This is a genomic window from Bradyrhizobium sp. AZCC 2289, from assembly GCF_036924615.1.
Lineage (GTDB): Bacteria > Pseudomonadota > Alphaproteobacteria > Rhizobiales > Xanthobacteraceae > Bradyrhizobium.
In genome coordinates this window covers 8,542,268-8,559,529 of record NZ_JAZHRY010000001.1, presented here as the reverse complement: position 1 = coordinate 8,559,529, position 17,262 = coordinate 8,542,268, and the positions used below count along the sequence as shown (strand labels likewise).

The following is a 17,262-nucleotide window of genomic DNA, read 5'->3' as shown; positions in this document are numbered from 1 at the left end:
CCTTCAAATTTCTGTTCGCTAGACCGGGAGCGGCGGAACTCGCGCAATCGTATTCTTGCGGATGTGGACGGGCCGTTCCCGCCAGACCGGCAGTCCCTCGGCATGGGCATGGTGAAGCCGCGCAAACCGAACGATGTCATCTGCATGCTGCTCGGGGTCGAGTGCGCCAAGCACGTAAGTCCATTTGCCGGGTCCCGAGACCGCCACCGTGCAACCGCGCGTGCAGTTTGACAGGCACTCGACAGGCACAATCTCGATCTCTTGCTGGCCATCCTCGATGAGCTGCGACAGGATCCCTATCAAACGCGCGCCGGGGCGCGGCTGCTGATCCTCGGTCGTCTCGCCATTGAGACGGCACGTGATGCAGACAAACAGCTTTGAGGCGCTCGGGGGCGGCAAGGCCGCGGTATCGATCGACGTGGGCATGTGCTTTCTGCGCTCAGCTCGGGAAGCCGGCAGCAGTGCCGGTCAAAGCGCTAGAGAGGACAATGACGACCCGGTCGAACGAGGGTGCACCCAGCGCCGGAACCGACGCGAGCATGGCAGCACGCGCTGCAAGCACGCCTGGTCGATTGAGCAAAGTTGTCATCGCGGACCTCCGTCGTCGTGGGCTTCGTCTGCCCTGGCTTGGCGCCGCTTCCGACGGGGCCCAGTCGCGACAACATTCGTCGTCGGCTCGTGAGCCTTCTATGACCATCGCGACGCCCCGCGCGATGAGCCGGATAACAGCATTCTCGACGGCAGGTCTCCTGGCTCTCGGGTCTCAGCGTCAGGCCACCTTCCCGGTTTCCCAGTGGTGTGTTGGCCTTCAGCTCACCGACTACAGTTGCGGGGGCAGCCGCGGATTTGGGGCCTGATGACCCCTTACCGCATTCCCATTCAATCCCCTTGCGGGGAACCGTCGCCCGATTGATAAGGGCAAGGATCAACCCCCGTCAATCGAATTCGCGGATCATGAGCGTTCCTCCCCTGCCTCGTCTGACCTTCGTTCTCGGCGGCGCGCGCTCGGGAAAGAGCCGATATGCCGAGGGTCTGGTGACGGGCTGCGCCCCGCCCTGGGTCTACGTCGCCACCGCTGAGGCACATGATGACGAGATGACGGCGCGGATTGCCGAGCACCGGCACCGGCGTGATCGCAGGTGGCGCACGGTCGATGCGCCTTTGGACTTGCCTGCAGCGATCCAAGCGCATGGCAGCACGGGACAGGCCGTCCTGATCGATTGTCTCACGTTCTGGCTCAGCAATGTCATGCTGGCCGGTCAGGATTCGATCGCCGAGCTGCAGCGGCTTGTCGCGGCGTTGAGCAAGGCCAGCGGCCCAATTGTCGTCGTCTCCAATGAAGTCGGCTGTGGAATCGTTCCCGATAACGTGCTGGCGCGGAAATTCCGCGACGCTCAAGGCCGCGCTAATATGGAGGTTGCGGCCATCGCCGACCGCGCTGTCCTGATTGCAGCGGGATTGCCGCTCATCCTGAAATAAGTCGATGTGAGGAACGTTTTATCATGACAGCCGAAACCAACGATGAAGCGCGCCACAAGGCCAAGATGGCCAACCGCAAGGCAGTCCAGGACGCCGAGGTTGCCGGAAAGACCATCGAGAAGGGGCTGCTCATTGTCCACACCGGCAAGGGCAAGGGCAAATCGACCGCGGCCTTCGGCCTCCTGCTGCGCGCGATCGGGCGCGGTTTTCAGTGCGGCGTGGTGCAGTTCGGCAAGGGAGCCTGGCAATCGGGCGAGCGTACCGCAATCGAGCGCTTCGGCGATCAGGTCAAGTGGCACACCCTGGGCGAAGGCTTTACCTGGGAAACACAGGATCGCGCGCGCGATGTTGCTGCCGCTGAGCGCGCATGGGCCAGGGCGACCGACCTGATGGAAGATCCCTCCATCAAATTACTGGTCCTCGACGAGCTCAATATCTCCTTGCGCTACGAGCACATCGACCTCGGCCAGGTGCTTGCAGCGTTCGCGAACCGGCGGCCTGACCTGCACGTCGTCGTCACCGGCCGCAACGCCAAGCCTGAATTGATCGAAGCAGCCGACCTCGTGACCGAGATGGTGGCCGTGAAGCATCATTTTGCGGCCGGCGTCAAAGCACAGCCAGGCATTGAATTTTAATGCCTGCGCGCGCGATCATGCTGCAGGGTACAGGCTCGGATGTCGGCAAGTCGCTGCTGGTTGCGGGATTGGCGCGCGCGTTCGCCAATCGCGGCTTGCGGGTGAGACCGTTCAAGCCACAGAACATGTCCAACAATGCCGCCGTTACCGCTGATGGTGGCGAGATCGGGCGCGCGCAGGCGCTGCAGGCGCGGGCTGCCCGTGTGCAACCGAGCGTGCACATGAACCCGGTGCTGCTAAAGCCCCAGAGTGAAACCGGGTCGCAGGTGGTCGTACAGGGCCGCGTCGTCGGCAACGCCAGGGGGCGCGAATATCAGGCCATGAAGCCCGGACTTCTTGGCGCCGTGCTCGAAAGCCTGCGCCACATTGCAGGCGAGGCCGACCTCGTGCTGGTCGAAGGCGCGGGTTCGGCCTCTGAAGTGAACCTGAGAGCCGCCGACATCGCCAATATGGGCTTTGCACGAGCGGCCGGCGTGCCCGTCGTGCTGGTCGGCGATATCGACAGGGGCGGCGTCATCGCCAGTCTCGTCGGCACCAAGGCCGTCATCGCCGCCGAGGACGCCGCGATGATAGCCGGCTTTATCGTCAACAAATTTCGCGGCGATCCGTCGCTGTTCAGCGATGGGATGGCAACAATCGCGCGACACACGGGCTGGCAGCCACTCGGCCTCGTGCCGTTCTTCGACCTGGCGTACAGGCTGCCGGCGGAAGACGCGCTCGGACTCGGGACTGGCCGGGCTCGCGGCGGTGGCGACCGCAGCTTGATCGTCGTGCTTGCTTATCCCCGCATCTCGAACTTCGACGATTTTGATCCGCTGGGCCTTGAACCCGGCGTCGATCTCGTCTTCATCCGACCTGGAGAGCCCATTCCCGGCGACGCCGCGCTGGTCATCCTGCCAGGCTCGAAGGCCACCATGGCCGACCTCGCCGTGCTGCTCAAAACCGGATGGGACACGGACCTCAAGGCGCATGTGCGGCGTGGCGGTCATGTGCTCGGGATTTGTGGCGGGTATCAGATGCTCGGCACGCATATTTCGGATCCCGACGGAATCGAGGGACCTGCCGGTTCCGTCGCCGGTCTTGGACTGCTAGATGTCGAGACGGTGCTTCAGGGCGACAAGATGCTCGTCGAAATCTTCGGCGAGAGTGCCGACGGGAGCGCGCCCTTCAAGGGCTACGAAATGCACGTCGGACGCACGACCGGGATGGAGTGCGCAAAACCGCTTCTGCGTTTCGCCGACGGACGCAACGAAGGCGCGGTCAACGGCTCGGGCCGCATCGCCGGGTGCTACGTTCACGGGCTCTTTTCCGACGACCGGCAGCGCGGCCACTGGCTGCGTCGTATTGCAAGCCAAGCTTCCGGGTTCGCCTACGAAGCCGATGTCGAGGCGACCCTCGATCGGCTGGCCGACCACATCGAGCGGCACGTCGACTGCAACCGCCTCCTCGACCTTGCACGCCCGCCCGATTTCAAAGCAACGCCATAGCCGCGGCGAGTGCCGCCACACACACAAATTGAATAGCGTATGCGACCCGGTATTGCCTGAGAGCCAAGCGAATATCCCGGACGGAGGCGGCCTCACGGCCATCGCCGATCCAATGGTCGTCGATCATCGCGCCGTCATAGGCGCGCGGCCCGGCCAGCCTCAAACCCAGCGCTCCCGCCATCGCTGCCTCGGGCCATCCAGCATTCGGCGAGCGGTGCCTGGACGCATCGCGCCACACGACCGCGATCGCGCCTCGGGGAGAAAGCCCCGGTAATGCCGCCGCGGCCAGCACCAGCCACAGCGCGGAGAGACGCGATGCGGGCAGATTGACGAGATCGTCCACGCGCGCCGACGCCCAGCCGAAGGCGAGATAGCGATCGGATTTGTGGCCAATCATGCTGTCGGCGGTATTGATCGCTTTATAGCTGAAAATGCCGGGCAATCCCGCAACCAGGAGCCAGAACAGCGGCGCCACGACGCCGTCAGAAAAATTTTCCGCCAGGCTTTCGATGGCGGCGCGGCTGACTCCGGCTTCGTCCAGGGCTGCGGTGTCACGCCCGACGATCATCGACACCGCACGACGGCCTGCCTCGATCCCCTGCTGCTCCAGCGCATCGGCAACGGCCAGGACATGCGCATCGAGGCTGCGCTGCGCGAGCAGCGTGCTGGCCACGGCTCCGCAAACGAACGTCGTTGCGAAGCCTGCAAGAAAGTGATGCGCCAGCAGGAAGATGACCGTCGCGGAGAAACCGCTGACAGCGAGCAGCGAGAGCAGCGTTCCAACGCCAAGCATGCGCCGACGCTCAAACGAGAACTCACGGCGGTTCCAGGCGCGGTCGCACCATGCTATCAGCGCTCCAATCCAGCCTACGGGATGGCCGATCCTGCGATAGAGGACGTCCGGAAATCCGAAAGCGGCTTCGATAGCGAGCGCAATGAGAGCGAGTTCAGCGAACATGCGTGATCCGGAACACCTGGGTAGTGCGAGGGCCCTGCCTATCATGCGGCCTGCGACCGCGGAACCTATCTCGCATGGCGGCGATTTGGACGCTGCGCGAGAACGGTATCCCGGCGCGCCGGAGCCGTGGATCGATCTTTCCACCGGCATCAATCCAACCCCCTTCCCGATTCCCAATCTACCGGCGGAAATCTGGTCGCGCCTGCCGGCGCGCTCTGAAGAGGAAGCGCTGCTGGCCGCGGCAGCGGCGAGGTACCGTGTCCCCGATCCCGAGATGATCGCCGCCGCATCGGGCACGCAGGCCCTGATCCAGCTTCTTCCCCGTCTCGTCCCGACGTCTCGCGTGGAGATTCTCGGGCCTACCTACGAGGAGCACGAGGCCTGTTGGACGAGACAAGGCCATCGCGTTTCGGTCGTGAAGGATCTTGAGCAGAGTGAAGGCGCCGACGTTGTCATCGCCGTCAATCCCAACAACCCGACCGGGCGTGTTATTCCAGTGAACAGGCTTCGCACCGTTGCAACGGCGCTTGCCAGAAAGAACGGTCTGCTCATCGTCGACGAAGCCTTCATCGATGTGCTTCCCGAAACCGCGAGCATCGCCTCCGATCCGCCGCCTGCAACGATCGTTCTGAGGTCCTTCGGTAAAACCTATGGATTGGCGGGATTGCGGCTCGGCTTTGCGATTGCCGAAATCCCGCTCGCAACGCGCATCCGCGCCGAATTCGGCCCTTGGGCGGTTTCAGGCCCCGCGCTGCGGATCGGCAAGACCGCGCTCTCTGATCCGCATTGGCTCGCCGAGACGACCGCGCGTCTTCGGTCTGATCAGCAGCGGCTCGATGCCGTGCTGGAGGCTGCGGGCTTTACTATACTTGGCGGGACGCCGCTCTTCCGCCTTGCCCGTCATGTCGAAGCGACCAAGCTCGCAGAACGGTTGGGCCGCCATGGCATCCACGTTCGCTGCTTTGCACGTGAACCGCAGTGGCTGAGATTTGGACTGCCCGCAGACAAGCTGGCATGGAACCGTCTCGCTGCTGCGCTTTTGAGTGAATAACAGCGGCGCATTTGATCTCCCGATGCACACATCGGTGCACACGGTGCTCACTAGCGCATCGAAATAAGGACCTCATCATCGGGTTGAGGAAATCTAAATAGTCGTCCGTGAAGAATTCCCAAGTCGTTGATTTAGAATCTGGAAACGGGACGCTGTGACAATCGAGTTTGCCGGGAATCGGGTGTGCGGAAGGGGATTCCTTGCAAATTTGATTTGTGATTCACTCGCCTTTGAATGTTTTGGCGGGGGACCAGATGCGGCCATCGGAACGGCGGGAGACGGGAGAGCAGGATCTGTTCCGCTCCCGGCTCGATCAGATCATCGACCTGAAGCATCCACTGGTGGCGCTGGGGCGCACGGTGGATTGGCGGTTCCTGGAACGGGAGTTTGGGGCGGTCTACTCGGATGATCCGGGCCGCCCGCCACTGCCGACGCGATTGATGGCGGGGCTGGCGATCCTCAAGCACACCTACGACCTCTCCGATGAGGTGCTGTGCGAGCGCTGGGTCGAGAACCCCTATTACCAGTTCTTCTGCGGCGAGGAGTTCTTCCAGCACCGGCTGGTGTTCGATCGCTCGTCGCTGACGCGCTGGCGCAATCGCATGGGCGAGGCGCGGCTGCAGGCGCTGCTCCAGGCGAGCCTTTCGGTGGCCGCCAGGACCAAGGCGATCAAGCCGTCCGAGCTGTCACGGGTGATCGTCGATACCACGGTGCAGCCCAAGAACGTGACGTTCCCCACCGATGCCAAGCTTCTGAACCGGGCGCGCGAGAAGCTGGTGCGGCTGGCGCAGCGCCACGGGGTAGATTTGCGCCAGTCCTATGCGCGGGTGGGCAAGTTCGCCCTGATCCAGCACCAGCGCTATGCCCACGCCAAGCAGTTCAAGCGTGCCAACCGGATGCTCAAGAAGCTGCGCACCTATCTCGGCCGCGTCATCCGCGACATCGGCCGCAAGATCGAGGGCAACAGCGGGCTCGAAGGGACGTTCGCACAGCTGCTATTGCTGGCGCGGCGCGTGCGCGAGCAGCAGCAACGTCAACGCGGACCGAAGGTCTATTCCCTGCATGCGCCGGAAGTCGAATGCATCGGCAAGGGCAAGGCCCATCGGCCTTACGAGTTCGGCGTCAAGGTCAGCGTTGCCACCACCCTCAAGCACTGCAAGGGCGGCCAGTTCGTCACCCACGTGAAGGCGCTGCCCGGCAATCCATATGATGGCCACACCTTGGAAACCGTGATCCCGGACATGGAAGCGTTGGTCGGCAACACCATCGCGCGCATCCTCGCCGACAAGGGCTACCGCGGCCACAATGCGCCGCCCGATTACAAGTTCAGGGTCTTCATCTCGGGGCAAAAGCGAGGGGTGACGCCGCAGATCAAGCGCGAACTCCGCCGCAGGTCCGCCGTCGAGCCCGTCATCGGCCATCTCAAGGCCGAGCACCGCATGGGCCGCAACTATCTCTGGTTCCGGCGCGGCGACGCCAACAACGCCGTCCTCGCCGCCGTCGGCTACAACTTCCGCCGCCTGATCCGCTGGCTCAGGATTTTGCTGCGCCAAATCCTGGCCGCTCTCTTCGCCGACCCGTTGATCAATTCAGTCTGAAATCAGCGTTCTTCACGGACGACTAAATAACATATTGTTTTGATTTACTTTTTTATTCGTCGCCACTGCGTCGCGCAACTCAAGCCTAGGCCTCCCACCGATCGCCCTTGATGATCCGGACGAACTGGCGCGCGTGATATTCGGCGCTATCGACATTCACGATGGTGACGTCGGGCGCAGCCGAAATGTCATCGACCGTCCGGCTTAACCGGTGCTCGATTTTGCCATCGCTGCTGCGCCCCCGCATCGCCAGCCTTTCAGCAAGAACGTTTGTCGGCGCCGTGATCGAAACCACCACGACGTCGGCGTAAGCGCGGCGCACCGTTGCAATCACGGTCCGCGATACATTGGCAATCACCGTGCGCCCGGCGCGCAGGTCGTCGTCGATCCTACGTGACAAGGCGTAGCAATGGCCGTGCGCCTCCCAGTGCACGGCATATTCGTTCCGCGCCAGCGCCTGCCGGAACGCGTCCGGGCTGACCTCTTCATTGTCTTCAGACGCCGAGGCTACGCGCGTGATCACGCGGCGCGGAAACACAATATTGGGATCGTCGGCGCAGGCGGCTTTTGCCAGCCCAAGCAGCGTATCCTTGCCGGCGCCGCTTGGGCCAACCACCAGAATGAGACTGCCGGGTCCAATCGCGGCGACACGATGTTCTGCGACAACAGGCGCCTCCGTCATGCCACACGCTGCCCTTCGCGCCAGACACTGCGCACCGCCGGAACGTTATGGGCGACGTGCACCCGGATCACGTCGGCGCGCTTGCCGACCGCGATCTCGCCGCGGTCAGCTAACCCCACCGCTTCCGCCGGTGTCTTGGTAACGGTACGAACCGCCGACGCCAGATCGATTGCCGGCACGCGCTCGGGCAATTGCAGGGCAGCCATCAAAAGGCTCGAGGGAATGTAGTCGGACGACAGGATGTCCAACAGCCCTTCGCGGGCGAGATCGATCGCGGCGATGTTGCCGGAATGCGAGCCGCCCCGCACCACGTTCGGCGCCCCCATCAAGATGCCAATACCCGCCTGATGCAGTCCGCGCGCGGCCTCGATCGTGGTCGGAAACTCCGCCACCGATACGCGATCGCTGATGGCGTCGGCGACGTTTTCCTCGGTCGTATCGTCGTGGCTGGCGAGCGGGATTTCATATTGTTGCGCCAGCGCGACGATCGCGCGCATATTGGTGGCGGCGTAGGTTTTCTGATAGGTAAACCGTCTCGCGAACAGCACATCGAGCTCGGCGTCGGTCATGCCGGCGCCCTTGCCGCGATAATAGTCGCGCAGCTTGACCTCGTCGCGGAATTGGCGTTGGCCAGGCGTATGATCCATCAGCGACATCAGTCGGACGTCCGGCCGTCCGATCAGCTCCCTGGCCTCCTCGACCACGCTCGGCATCGGGATCTCGCAGCGCAGATGCAGGAAATGATCGGCACGCAGCAGGTTCGCCTCCCGCGCCGATGCGATCGCTTCAGCCAGTACCCCGGCCCGGCCGTCGACCTCTTCGGCGCCATCCTCGCGCCAGACCCGCAGCGAATCCAGCACCGTCGTGATGCCCGATGTCGCAAGCTGTCCGTCATAGGAGACGACTGCCGCAATCGGATCCCAGAACACTTTTGGGCGCGGCACATAATGCGCTTCGAGATGATCGGTATGCAGCTCGATCAGGCCGGGCATGATCAGGTCCCCGGCGGCATCCTCGCTGCCGGCAGGCGCATGGCCTTCGCCAAGTTCAGCGATGCGGCCATCGGCAAAAGCCACCCAGCCACGTTCGATCACGCGATCGGCCAGGACTATCCTGGCGTTTGCAATGACGGTCTCGTGCTTGATCGAAGTCATCTCACATCTCTTCCTTCATGCAGCAGCCGCAAACGACGTCACATCAACGATTCGGTCGGCGATCAGATGACGGATCTCGTCGTCATGGACGATTGCCACCATCGCCACGCCCTGACGCTTCTTCTGGTCGATCAATTCCACCACCACGGCGCCATTGGCGGCATCGAGCGAAGCGGTCGGCTCGTCCAGAAGCAGAATCGGCAAATCGGAAATGAAACCGCGCGCGATGTTGACGCGCTGCTGCTCGCCGCCCGAGAAGGTCGATGGCGGCAGCGCCCACAGCCGTTCGGGAATGTTAAGGCGGTGCAGCAGCGCACCGGCCTGTTCGCGCGCTTCGGGACGCGCCACCCCGTTCGCTATCAGGGGTTCGGCCACGACGTCGATGGTCGCCACCCGCGGCACCGCGCGCAGGAACTGGCTGACATAGCCGATGGTAGCGCGACGCACGCTGAGAACCTGCCGCGGCTCGGCCTTGGCGAGATCCATCATGGCGCCCTGGTGCCGGATTCCGATCCGGCCGCCGTCGCAACGGTAGTTGCCGAACATCATCTTGAGGATCGACGATTTGCCCGCGCCGGATGGGCCGGACAGCACCACGCATTCGCCCGGCTCGACATGAAACGAGACGCCGCGGACCACCGGCAGTTCCACTCCACCCTGCAGATGCATGGTAAAAGTCTTTTCGGCGTTTGATATGTCGATCATCGCAGTCATTGGCTTAGCTCACGCCGGCAAAATCGAGGAAACGAGCAATTGGGTGTAGGGCTCGCGGGGATCGTCGAGCACCTGATCGGTCAGTCCGGTCTCGATAACGCGGCCGCCCTTCATCACCATCACGCGATGCGACAACAGCCGCGCCACCGCGAGGTCGTGGGTGACGACGATGGCCGCAAGTCCGAGTTCGCTGACGAGGTTGCGCATCAAATCCAGCAGGCGCGCCTGGACCGACACATCGAGGCCGCCGGTCGGCTCATCCATGAATACCAGGCGCGGCTCGGTGACCAGATTGCGCGCGATTTGCAGCCGCTGCCGCATGCCGCCCGAATAGGTCCGCGGCGCATCGTCGATGCGGCCAACATCGATCTCGACGCGTTCCAGCCATGACGACGCGGTGTCGCGGATGCGGCCATAGTGATTCCAGCCCACCGCCATCAGCCGTTCGCCGACATTGGCGCCGGCGGAGACGGCCATCCGCAAGCCCTGCGCCGGATCCTGATGCACATAGCCCCAGTCGGTCCGGAACAGAAAGCGCCGCTCGGCCTCGCCAAGGCTCGCGAGATCGCGCAACACGCCATCGCGCATTCGGTACGACACCCGTCCAGTGCTCGCCGCAAGCTGCGCCGACAATAGCTGCAGCAGCGTCGTCTTGCCCGAGCCGGACTCGCCGACGATCGCCAGCACCTCGCCGGGGTAGAGCGCAAACGACACATCGCGGCAGGCGGTCAGCCGACCATAATTCTTGCCCAGTCCTTCGGCGATCAGCAGAGGCTGGTCGTTTTCCGGCGCGCTCACCTGTTCAGCCATGCGCCCTCTCCTTGTGCGGGGCCACGCTCTCGCTGCCGCGATGGCCCGCCACCTGGCGCGTCTCGCAATAGTCGGTATCGGAGCAGACGAACATCCGGCCGCCCTTATCGTCGGTGACGATCTCGTCGAGATAGGAATCACCGGCCCCGCACAGTGCACAGGGCGCGTCGAACCGGTAACGCGTGAACGGGTGGTCCTCGAAATCGAGCGAGACCACCGTGGTGTGCGGCGGGATCGCATAAATGCGTTTCTCGCGGCCGGCGCCGAACAATTGCAGCGCCGGACAATTGTCCATCTTGGGATTGTCGAATTTCGGCGTTGGTGACGGGTCCATCACATACCGCGCATTCACCTTCACCGGATAGGCGTAGGAAGTCGCGATGTGGCCGAAGCGGGCGATGTCCTCGTAGAGCTTGACATGCATCAGGCCGTATTCGCCGAGCGCGTGCATGCGCCGCGTCTCGGTCTCGCGCGGCTCGAGGAAGCGCAGGGGTTCAGGGATCGGCACCTGATAGACCAGCACCTGTCCCGCATGCAGCGGCGCCTCGGGAATCCGGTGCCGGGTCTGGATGACGGTGGCGTCCGTGGTGTTGGTCGTGGTCGCAACGCCGGCGGTCTTGCCGAAGAACTTTCGGATCGAGATCGCGTTGGTGGTGTCGTCGGAACCCTGGTCGATCACCTTCAGCACGTCATCGGGACCGAGGATCGCCGCGGTCACCTGCACGCCGCCGGTACCCCAGCCATAGGGCATCGGCATTTCGCGGCTGGCGAACGGCACCTGGTAGCCGGGGATCGCGATCGCTTTCAGGATCGCGCGGCGGATCATCCGTTTGGTCTGCTCATCAAGATAGGCAAAATTGTAAGCTGGAGCGTTCATTCGGCGGCCTCCTGCATCGCTGGAGCTTCCGCAGCCTCGGCAAACTCCTTGCGTAATTTGCGCAACAGGCCGAGCTCGGACTGGAAGTCGACGTAATGCGGCAGCTTGAGATGCTCGACGAATCCGGTCGCCTGCACATTGTCCGAATGCGACATCACGAACTCTTCGTCCTGGGCAGGAGCAACGACCTCTTCCGCGAGCTCGCGCGCGCGTAAGGCACGGTCGACCAGTGCCATCGACATGGTCTTGCGCTCGCTTTGTCCGAACGCCAGACCGTAGCCACGGGTAAAGCACGGCGCTTCGCTCGCCGAGCCCTTGAACTGGTTGACCATCTGGCATTCGGTCAGCGCGATTCCGCCGAGCGGCACCGCGAAGCCGGCGTCTTCGGCGAAAAATTCAACCTCGACCTCGCCGAAGCGAATTTCGCCGGCGAAGGGATGGTTGCGGCCGTAGCCGCGCTGCGAGGAATAGCCGAGCGCCAGCAGAAAGCCCTCATCCGCCCGCGCCAGGTTCTGCAACCGTAAATCGCGATCGGCCGGAAAGCTGAGCGGCTCGCGCGTGAGGTCGCCGACCGCCGCATCAGCCCCCGCTTCGGGTGACGGCTCGATCAGGCCGTCGCGGCCGAGAATGTCGGTGACGCGCGGCATGGCCGCGGCTGACGCTTCACCCGTCGCGGGCAACTCGGGCACCCACCCCTCCGCAAGCTGCGGGTCCAACAGACGATGCGTATAGTCGAAGGTCGGTCCGAGAATCTGGCCGCCCGGAATGTCCTTGAAGGTCGATGAAATCCGGCGGCGCACCTGCATCTCGCCGGTATCGACCGGCTCGGTCGCGCCGAACCGTGGCAGCGTGGCGCGGAAGGCACGGACCAGGAAGATCGCCTCGATCATGTCGCCACGCGCCTGCTTGATGGCGAGCGCCGCAAGCTCGCGGTCATACAACGAGCCTTCGGTCATGACGCGATCGACGCCGAGCGAGAGCTGTTCCGAGATCTGGTCGAGCGAAACCTCGGGAACATCCCGATCGCCACGGCGCTCATGCGCCAGCAGGCGGTGGGCGTTCTCAATGGCGCGTTCGCCTCCCTTGACGGCAACATACATGGTCAGGCTCCCATCGTGACAAGCCGCGTCGTGCGGGGTATCGCGACAATGACATCGTCATGGACCAGCACGACATCGATGCCGCGGGGAAACATTGTCTGATTGATCGAAAGCCGTTCGAACAGGTCCGGCGGCTGGATCGTGGCCTGCAGTACAATCGTGCCGTCGATGCCAGGCCCCCGCAATTCGAAGGCCGGTCCTGTGGTGAGGCTTTCGACCTGCAGGATCAGCGTCGTGGAGCGATCGGGATATTCATTGCTGCCGAACGCGAACCGTTCCAGCGCCGGAAGGCCCGGTGCGTCGCCGATCAACGCAAAGCTGGCGACCGAGGCATCCGTAATCACCGGCGCGCTGGTGTGAAATTTCAGCCATTTGGCGACGGCCGATGTCTGGGACATCCGGGCATCGAGCCAGATCGGCGTGTCATGGTCGAACAAGGTCAGTGCGATCGCTGCGGTGCCGCGCATCATGCCGGGCGGTTCGCCGGCGACCGCCTCGATGCGCTGAACGCTGCCGGGACGCGCCATCGCATCCATCACCGAGCGGAAGGTTGATTGCGCCGACAATACCTTGTCGACAAATCCTGCTGGCAACTCCGCAACCGTCGTCATGCCTCACCCCTCGCCGCGCACCAGCGTATAGAAATCGACTCGCGTCGCCGCGGTCTCCGCAGCCTGACGCTTCCGGTTCGCGGCGATCGCGGCCCGCAACGGGGCGATCACCCCGGATTCGACCACGCCGGCGAATTGATCCGACTGCAGCATGGCGTCGCACAGCGCGATCATCCGGGCCTTCTGCCGGTCGCGCCCGAGCGTGTAGCCGAAACCCACTTCGCCGGTCGAAAGCCGCACCGCCGCACGCGATACCGTTGCCTCGCCAAGATTGAACGGCGCACCGTCGCCACCGATGCGGCCGCGGACCATCACGAGGCCATTCTCGGGCTCGCGCAGATTTTCATGGGCCGGCAACGCGACCGCATCGAGACGGCCCGAGATCTCGGCCGAGTCGGAATGCGCGAGCACCGCCATCGCCAGCTTGCGCTGCGCCTGCCTGGCATTTTCTGTCGTTGTGGTCATAGCGGCCCTTGCCGGAATCAAGTTGTCTATTATACTAGACAACTTGATAACGAAACGCCATGACTGTTTCGTGACAAAAGGATGATTTTCCGGATGCGTTCCATGGGCGGGTCCACACCATGAACATGCAGGATGCTGCTACCGGTGTCGCGCTGTGGCGGCAGGTCGCCGACGGAATCGAACGCGGCATCGCCGATGGCCGCTTTGCGGCCGGTGAAAAGCTGCCGGGCGAGACCGAGATCGCCGAAACCTATCGGGTTAACCGCCATACCGTGCGCCGGGCGTTGGCGACGCTTTCGGAACGCGGGCTGGTGCGCGCCGAGCGCGGCAGCGGCACCTATGTCGAGACGCGACGGCTGGCTTATCCCCTGCGCTCGCGGACGCGGTTTTCCGAAATCGTCGGCGCCGGCGGCCGCGAGCCGCACGGCCAGTTGATCGACGCCTCCGAGGAAGTCGCGACGCGCGAACTGGCGCGGGAACTTGCACTGAAGACCGGCGCGCCGTTGATCCGGATCGAATCCCTGCGATTAGCCGACCGAACGCCGATCTGTATCAGCACCACGTGGCTATCGGCCGAACGCTTTCCCAGCGCCGGGAGCGTATTCGTCGGCGCGCGCTCGATGACAAAGCTGCTCGCGCATTACGGCATCCGCGACTATCGCCGGGGATCAACCCGGATCAGCGCGGCCATCGCCGACGCTTCCGACGCCGCGCGGCTCGATCTTGCGCTTGGACGTCCCGTCCTCGTGGTCGACAGCACCGACCTCGATCCCGACGGCAAGCCGCTCGTGACAAAACGCTCGCGTTTTGCCGCCGAGCGCGTCGAGTTCCTGGTCGAGAACAGCTAAAACTGGGCGACCGCGCGCCGCCCGATGATGGCGAAGCGCAGCTTGCCCGAGATCCAGTCGATCGCGGCAACCGCCACCAGGATCATCAGGATCAGGAACGAGACCTTCTGCCACTCCAGCACGCGGATCTGCTCAGCCAGCTGCAGGCCGATACCGCCGGCACCGACAATGCCGATAATGGTGGCCGAGCGCGTGTTCGATTCGATGAAATAGAGCACCTGGCCTGCGATCACAGGCAGTACCTGCGGCATCAGGCCGAAGCGTATCTCGTGCAGGACACTGCCACCGGAGGCGCGGATGCCCTCGACCTGCTTCTTGTCCGCGGCCTCGATCGCCTCGGAAAACAATTTGCCGAACGCGCCGAAGTCGGACACCGCGATGGCCAGCACGCCGGCGAACGGGCCGAGGCCGACCACGTTGATCCACACCAGCGCCCAGATCAGTGTATCGACGCCGCGGATGGAGTCCAGGAACCGGCGAACGGGAAAGCGGATCAGGTTCGAGGGAATGATATTTCGCGCGGCCAGCAGGCTGACCGGCAGCGCGAACACCGCTGCGATCGTGGTGCCGAGCAACGCGATCGACAGAGTTTCGCCGAGCGCGGAGAGATAGATCGGCAACGAGGAGCCTGGGTCGGGTGGGATCATCATCAGCGTGATCCAGCCAAGCTGGTGCAGGCCTGAGAACAATCTTGCCGGCGAGAAGTCGAGATCGACCAGCCCGAACACGAAAATGGCGAAAGCGCCAAGGATCATCGCCGGCATCGCCAGCCGCGCCGAAGCCGGCCGCTCGAAGACGTCGGGGTATTTCGCGCGCAGCTGCCCTGCATCGGGTTTCGGTAGCTGGCTCATGCGCGGGCGTCCTTGCCGAACAGCCGGCCGCGCAACCACCCGGTGGCGATATCAATCACAAAGACGGTGACGATAATCATAACCAAAATCGCGCTGACGTCCGAATAGTAGAATTTCCGGATCGCGACCACGAGCTCCTGCCCGATGCCGCCGGCGCCGACGAAGCCCATGACGGACGCCTCGCGGACGTTGATCTCAAAACGCAGCAGCGCGTAGCTCGCGTAGCCTGCGGTTACTTGCGGCAACACTGCGAACCGCATGCAGGACAGCCAGCTTGCGCCGGTCGATCGTACGCCTTCAACCGGCTTCATGTCGGCGTTTTCGACGATCTCGGAGAACTGCTTTCCGAGCGCGCCGGTGGAATGGATGGCGATGGCGAGCACGCCCGCCATCGGCCCGAGGCCGAATGCGATGACGAAAATCAGCGCAAACACAATGCCGGGGACCGTCCGGGCGAATTCCAACAGGCGGCGGACGGCGAAACGCAGCAACGGCGCGGGCGAGGTATTTTCGGCCGCAAGGAAATTCAGCGCAAACGCCAGCACCGCACTGGCCAGGGTACCGACATAGCTGATCAGGATGGTCTCGCCGAGCATCTTGAGCCACTTGTGCCAGCCCCAGAACCACTCACCGATGTCAGTCCAGACCCGGGCGCCGTTTTCCAGCGTGAAGATGCGGTCGAAATAGCTGACGAAATGTCCGAAATAGGTGAAGAAGGTGCGCAGGTTCACTTCCGCGCCGATGGCGGAAATGACGAGTGCGGCGAAAAACACCGCCGCCGCCAATGTCATTCTCAGGCGCTTGCGCGCGACTGCCCTGCGATAGGCCTCGTTGAGCGCCGCCAGCTGAGGGCCGGGCAGAATGGATACGGCCGTGGCCATCGATGATTACGATCCGGTTCAACGCCAAACGAGAAAAAGGCCGGGTCACATGGACCCGGCCTGGTCTTGTATCCGCCGTCCGATCAGGACGCCTTCTTGCGCAGATTGTCGACGAACTTAATCAGCTCGATGGTCTTGTCGTAGTCTGCGTTGGTAATCGGCTGCCAGGGCAGATTCTTGCCATCGGACAGTTTCTTGAAGGCTTCCTTGTCCTTTTCAGGAGCGTTGAGGAATGCCTGCTTGATTGCGGCCTTCATGTCCTCGGGCAGGTCGCTGAGATAGGCGTAGGGCGAGTTGATGATGAGGTCCGACTTCACGATGACGCGAAAATCTTCCTTCTTCAGCGGCGTGCCGTCGCTCGACTTGACCATGTTCTTGGCGAGCATGCGGGTGAGGTTCGAATCATCTTCCGCGTTCCACCAATTGGCGGCGACGTCGACCGTGCCCTGGGCCAGCGCCAGCACGGCGTTCTCATGGCTGCCGGTGAAGATCACCTTTGAGAAATAGGCGTCGGGATCGATCCCCATCTGGTTCATCTTGAAACGCGGCATGTTGTTACCCGACGTCGAGTTCGGGTCGACCAAGCCAAGGTTCTTGCCCTTTAGGTCTTCGATCTTCTGGTACGGGCTCTTGGCGAGCACGTAGAACACCGAATAATAACCCTTGGAGCCGTCGGCGTTGACATCGATCACGAAGGCGTCGGTCTTCACCCCGGTGAGGCGGGCGCGCGAGAACGACGCCGGACCGTAATAGCCGATCTGGATGTTGCCGGCGCGCTGTCCTTCGATGACGGCGGCATAGTCGTTGGCGACGCGCAGATTCACCTTGATGCCGAGCTCTTTCGACAGATAGTTCACGAACGGCGTGTAGCGTTCAAGAACGCCGGAGCCGTTCTCGGCCGGAATCACGGCAAAGGTGATTTCCGGATATTTCGCCTTCCAGTCTTCGGCTGACGCGGATGCGGTGAACGCCAGCGCGGCGGCGCTGGCCAGAACGATGCGACGAGTGATCATGATGTACCCTCTTGTTGTAGTTACGCCCATCGGCCGATTGCAGGCTTG

General features: G+C 63.3%; 20 protein-coding genes and 1 riboswitch. Of the genes, 6 read left to right on the top strand and 14 right to left on the bottom strand.

What is annotated here, in order from left to right; all coding sequences use genetic code 11:
* Positions 1–18: 18 nt before the first annotated feature.
* Both V1289_RS40200 and V1289_RS40195 read right to left on the bottom strand, forming a co-directional pair.
* Positions 19–426: a DUF1636 domain-containing protein gene (locus tag V1289_RS40200; RefSeq protein WP_334404682.1), complete on the bottom strand. Its 408-nt coding sequence runs from the start codon at positions 424–426 to the stop codon at positions 19–21.
* A 13-nt stretch (positions 427–439) separates the two neighbouring features.
* Positions 440–589 carry a hypothetical protein gene (locus tag V1289_RS40195; protein ID WP_334404679.1) on the bottom strand — a complete coding sequence of 50 codons (150 nt, stop codon included), beginning with the start codon at positions 587–589 and terminating at the stop codon, positions 440–442.
* Between the two features lie 133 nt (positions 590–722).
* Positions 723–918, bottom strand: a riboswitch (cobalamin riboswitch).
* Between the two features lie 36 nt (positions 919–954).
* On the opposite strand from V1289_RS40195, the gene cobU reads away from it, so the two are divergent.
* Genes cobU through V1289_RS40180 form a run of 3 tightly spaced genes read left to right on the top strand, consistent with a single transcriptional unit; the run spans position 955 to position 3,601 of the window.
* Positions 955–1,479, top strand: coding sequence for a bifunctional adenosylcobinamide kinase/adenosylcobinamide-phosphate guanylyltransferase (gene cobU, locus V1289_RS40190; RefSeq protein WP_334404677.1), 525 nt, complete (start codon positions 955–957; stop codon positions 1,477–1,479).
* A 23-nt stretch (positions 1,480–1,502) separates the two neighbouring features.
* Complete coding sequence (gene cobO, locus V1289_RS40185; protein WP_334404675.1) at positions 1,503–2,114, top strand: cob(I)yrinic acid a,c-diamide adenosyltransferase; 612 nt, start codon at positions 1,503–1,505, stop codon at positions 2,112–2,114.
* Complete coding sequence (locus V1289_RS40180) at positions 2,114–3,601, top strand: cobyric acid synthase (protein WP_334404673.1); 1,488 nt, start codon at positions 2,114–2,116, stop codon at positions 3,599–3,601. Before cobO ends, V1289_RS40180 begins: the two co-directional genes overlap by 1 nt.
* On the opposite strand, the gene cbiB is transcribed toward V1289_RS40180, so the two are convergent.
* A complete protein-coding gene (gene cbiB, locus V1289_RS40175; RefSeq protein ID WP_334404671.1) occupies positions 3,585–4,559 on the bottom strand; it encodes an adenosylcobinamide-phosphate synthase CbiB in 975 nt (324 codons plus the stop codon). The genes V1289_RS40180 and cbiB overlap by 17 nt on opposite strands.
* A gap of 85 nt (positions 4,560–4,644) precedes the next feature.
* Here cbiB and cobD point away from each other — a divergent pair, with 85 nt between their 5' ends.
* Positions 4,645–5,610: a threonine-phosphate decarboxylase CobD gene (gene cobD, locus V1289_RS40170; RefSeq protein WP_334404669.1), complete on the top strand. Its 966-nt coding sequence runs from the start codon at positions 4,645–4,647 to the stop codon at positions 5,608–5,610.
* Positions 5,611–5,864: 254 nt separating this feature from the next.
* A complete protein-coding gene (locus tag V1289_RS40165; protein ID WP_334404667.1) occupies positions 5,865–7,208 on the top strand; it encodes an IS5 family transposase in 1,344 nt (447 codons plus the stop codon).
* Positions 7,209–7,293: 85 nt separating this feature from the next.
* Here V1289_RS40165 and phnN read toward each other — a convergent pair whose 3' ends face one another.
* Genes phnN through phnG form a run of 8 tightly spaced genes read right to left on the bottom strand, consistent with a single transcriptional unit; the run spans position 7,294 to position 13,621 of the window.
* Positions 7,294–7,890: a phosphonate metabolism protein/1,5-bisphosphokinase (PRPP-forming) PhnN gene (gene phnN / locus V1289_RS40160; protein ID WP_334404665.1), complete on the bottom strand. Its 597-nt coding sequence runs from the start codon at positions 7,888–7,890 to the stop codon at positions 7,294–7,296.
* Complete coding sequence (locus V1289_RS40155; protein ID WP_334404663.1) at positions 7,887–9,044, bottom strand: alpha-D-ribose 1-methylphosphonate 5-triphosphate diphosphatase; 1,158 nt, start codon at positions 9,042–9,044, stop codon at positions 7,887–7,889. Before V1289_RS40155 ends, phnN begins: the two co-directional genes overlap by 4 nt.
* 15 nt (positions 9,045–9,059) lie before the next feature.
* Positions 9,060–9,758: a phosphonate C-P lyase system protein PhnL gene (phnL, locus tag V1289_RS40150; RefSeq protein ID WP_334404661.1), complete on the bottom strand. Its 699-nt coding sequence runs from the start codon at positions 9,756–9,758 to the stop codon at positions 9,060–9,062.
* A 9-nt stretch (positions 9,759–9,767) separates the two neighbouring features.
* Positions 9,768–10,568, bottom strand: a complete 801-nt coding sequence (gene phnK, locus V1289_RS40145) for a phosphonate C-P lyase system protein PhnK (RefSeq protein WP_334404659.1) — start codon at positions 10,566–10,568, stop codon at positions 9,768–9,770.
* Positions 10,561–11,445, bottom strand: a complete 885-nt coding sequence (locus V1289_RS40140) for an alpha-D-ribose 1-methylphosphonate 5-phosphate C-P-lyase PhnJ (protein ID WP_334404657.1) — start codon at positions 11,443–11,445, stop codon at positions 10,561–10,563. Before V1289_RS40140 ends, phnK begins: the two co-directional genes overlap by 8 nt.
* Complete coding sequence (locus V1289_RS40135; protein WP_334404655.1) at positions 11,442–12,545, bottom strand: carbon-phosphorus lyase complex subunit PhnI; 1,104 nt, start codon at positions 12,543–12,545, stop codon at positions 11,442–11,444. The genes V1289_RS40140 and V1289_RS40135 overlap by 4 nt, the downstream gene beginning before the upstream one ends.
* Positions 12,546–12,547: 2 nt before the next feature.
* The gene (phnH, locus tag V1289_RS40130) at positions 12,548–13,156 is read right to left on the bottom strand and encodes a phosphonate C-P lyase system protein PhnH (protein WP_334404653.1); all 609 of its coding nucleotides are present in this window, start codon (positions 13,154–13,156) and stop codon (positions 12,548–12,550) included.
* Positions 13,157–13,159: 3 nt separating this feature from the next.
* On the bottom strand, positions 13,160–13,621 hold the full coding sequence (gene phnG / locus V1289_RS40125; RefSeq protein WP_334404651.1) for a phosphonate C-P lyase system protein PhnG: 462 nt from the start codon (positions 13,619–13,621) through the stop codon (positions 13,160–13,162).
* A 119-nt stretch (positions 13,622–13,740) separates the two neighbouring features.
* Here phnG and phnF point away from each other — a divergent pair, with 119 nt between their 5' ends.
* Positions 13,741–14,469 carry a phosphonate metabolism transcriptional regulator PhnF gene (gene phnF, locus V1289_RS40120; protein WP_334404649.1) on the top strand — a complete coding sequence of 243 codons (729 nt, stop codon included), beginning with the start codon at positions 13,741–13,743 and terminating at the stop codon, positions 14,467–14,469.
* Here phnF and phnE (V1289_RS40115) read toward each other — a convergent pair.
* The 3 genes from phnE (V1289_RS40115) to phnD all read right to left on the bottom strand — a co-directional run bounded on the left by phnE (V1289_RS40115) (position 14,466) and on the right by phnD (position 17,214).
* The gene (gene phnE / locus V1289_RS40115) at positions 14,466–15,320 is read right to left on the bottom strand and encodes a phosphonate ABC transporter, permease protein PhnE (protein WP_334404647.1); all 855 of its coding nucleotides are present in this window, start codon (positions 15,318–15,320) and stop codon (positions 14,466–14,468) included. The genes phnF and phnE (V1289_RS40115) overlap by 4 nt on opposite strands.
* On the bottom strand, positions 15,317–16,201 hold the full coding sequence (gene phnE / locus V1289_RS40110) for a phosphonate ABC transporter, permease protein PhnE (protein WP_334404645.1): 885 nt from the start codon (positions 16,199–16,201) through the stop codon (positions 15,317–15,319). Before phnE (V1289_RS40110) ends, phnE (V1289_RS40115) begins: the two co-directional genes overlap by 4 nt.
* Before the next feature lie 83 nt (positions 16,202–16,284).
* Positions 16,285–17,214 carry a phosphonate ABC transporter substrate-binding protein gene (gene phnD / locus V1289_RS40105; RefSeq protein WP_334404643.1) on the bottom strand — a complete coding sequence of 310 codons (930 nt, stop codon included), beginning with the start codon at positions 17,212–17,214 and terminating at the stop codon, positions 16,285–16,287.
* Between the last annotated feature and the right edge of the window lie 48 nt (positions 17,215–17,262).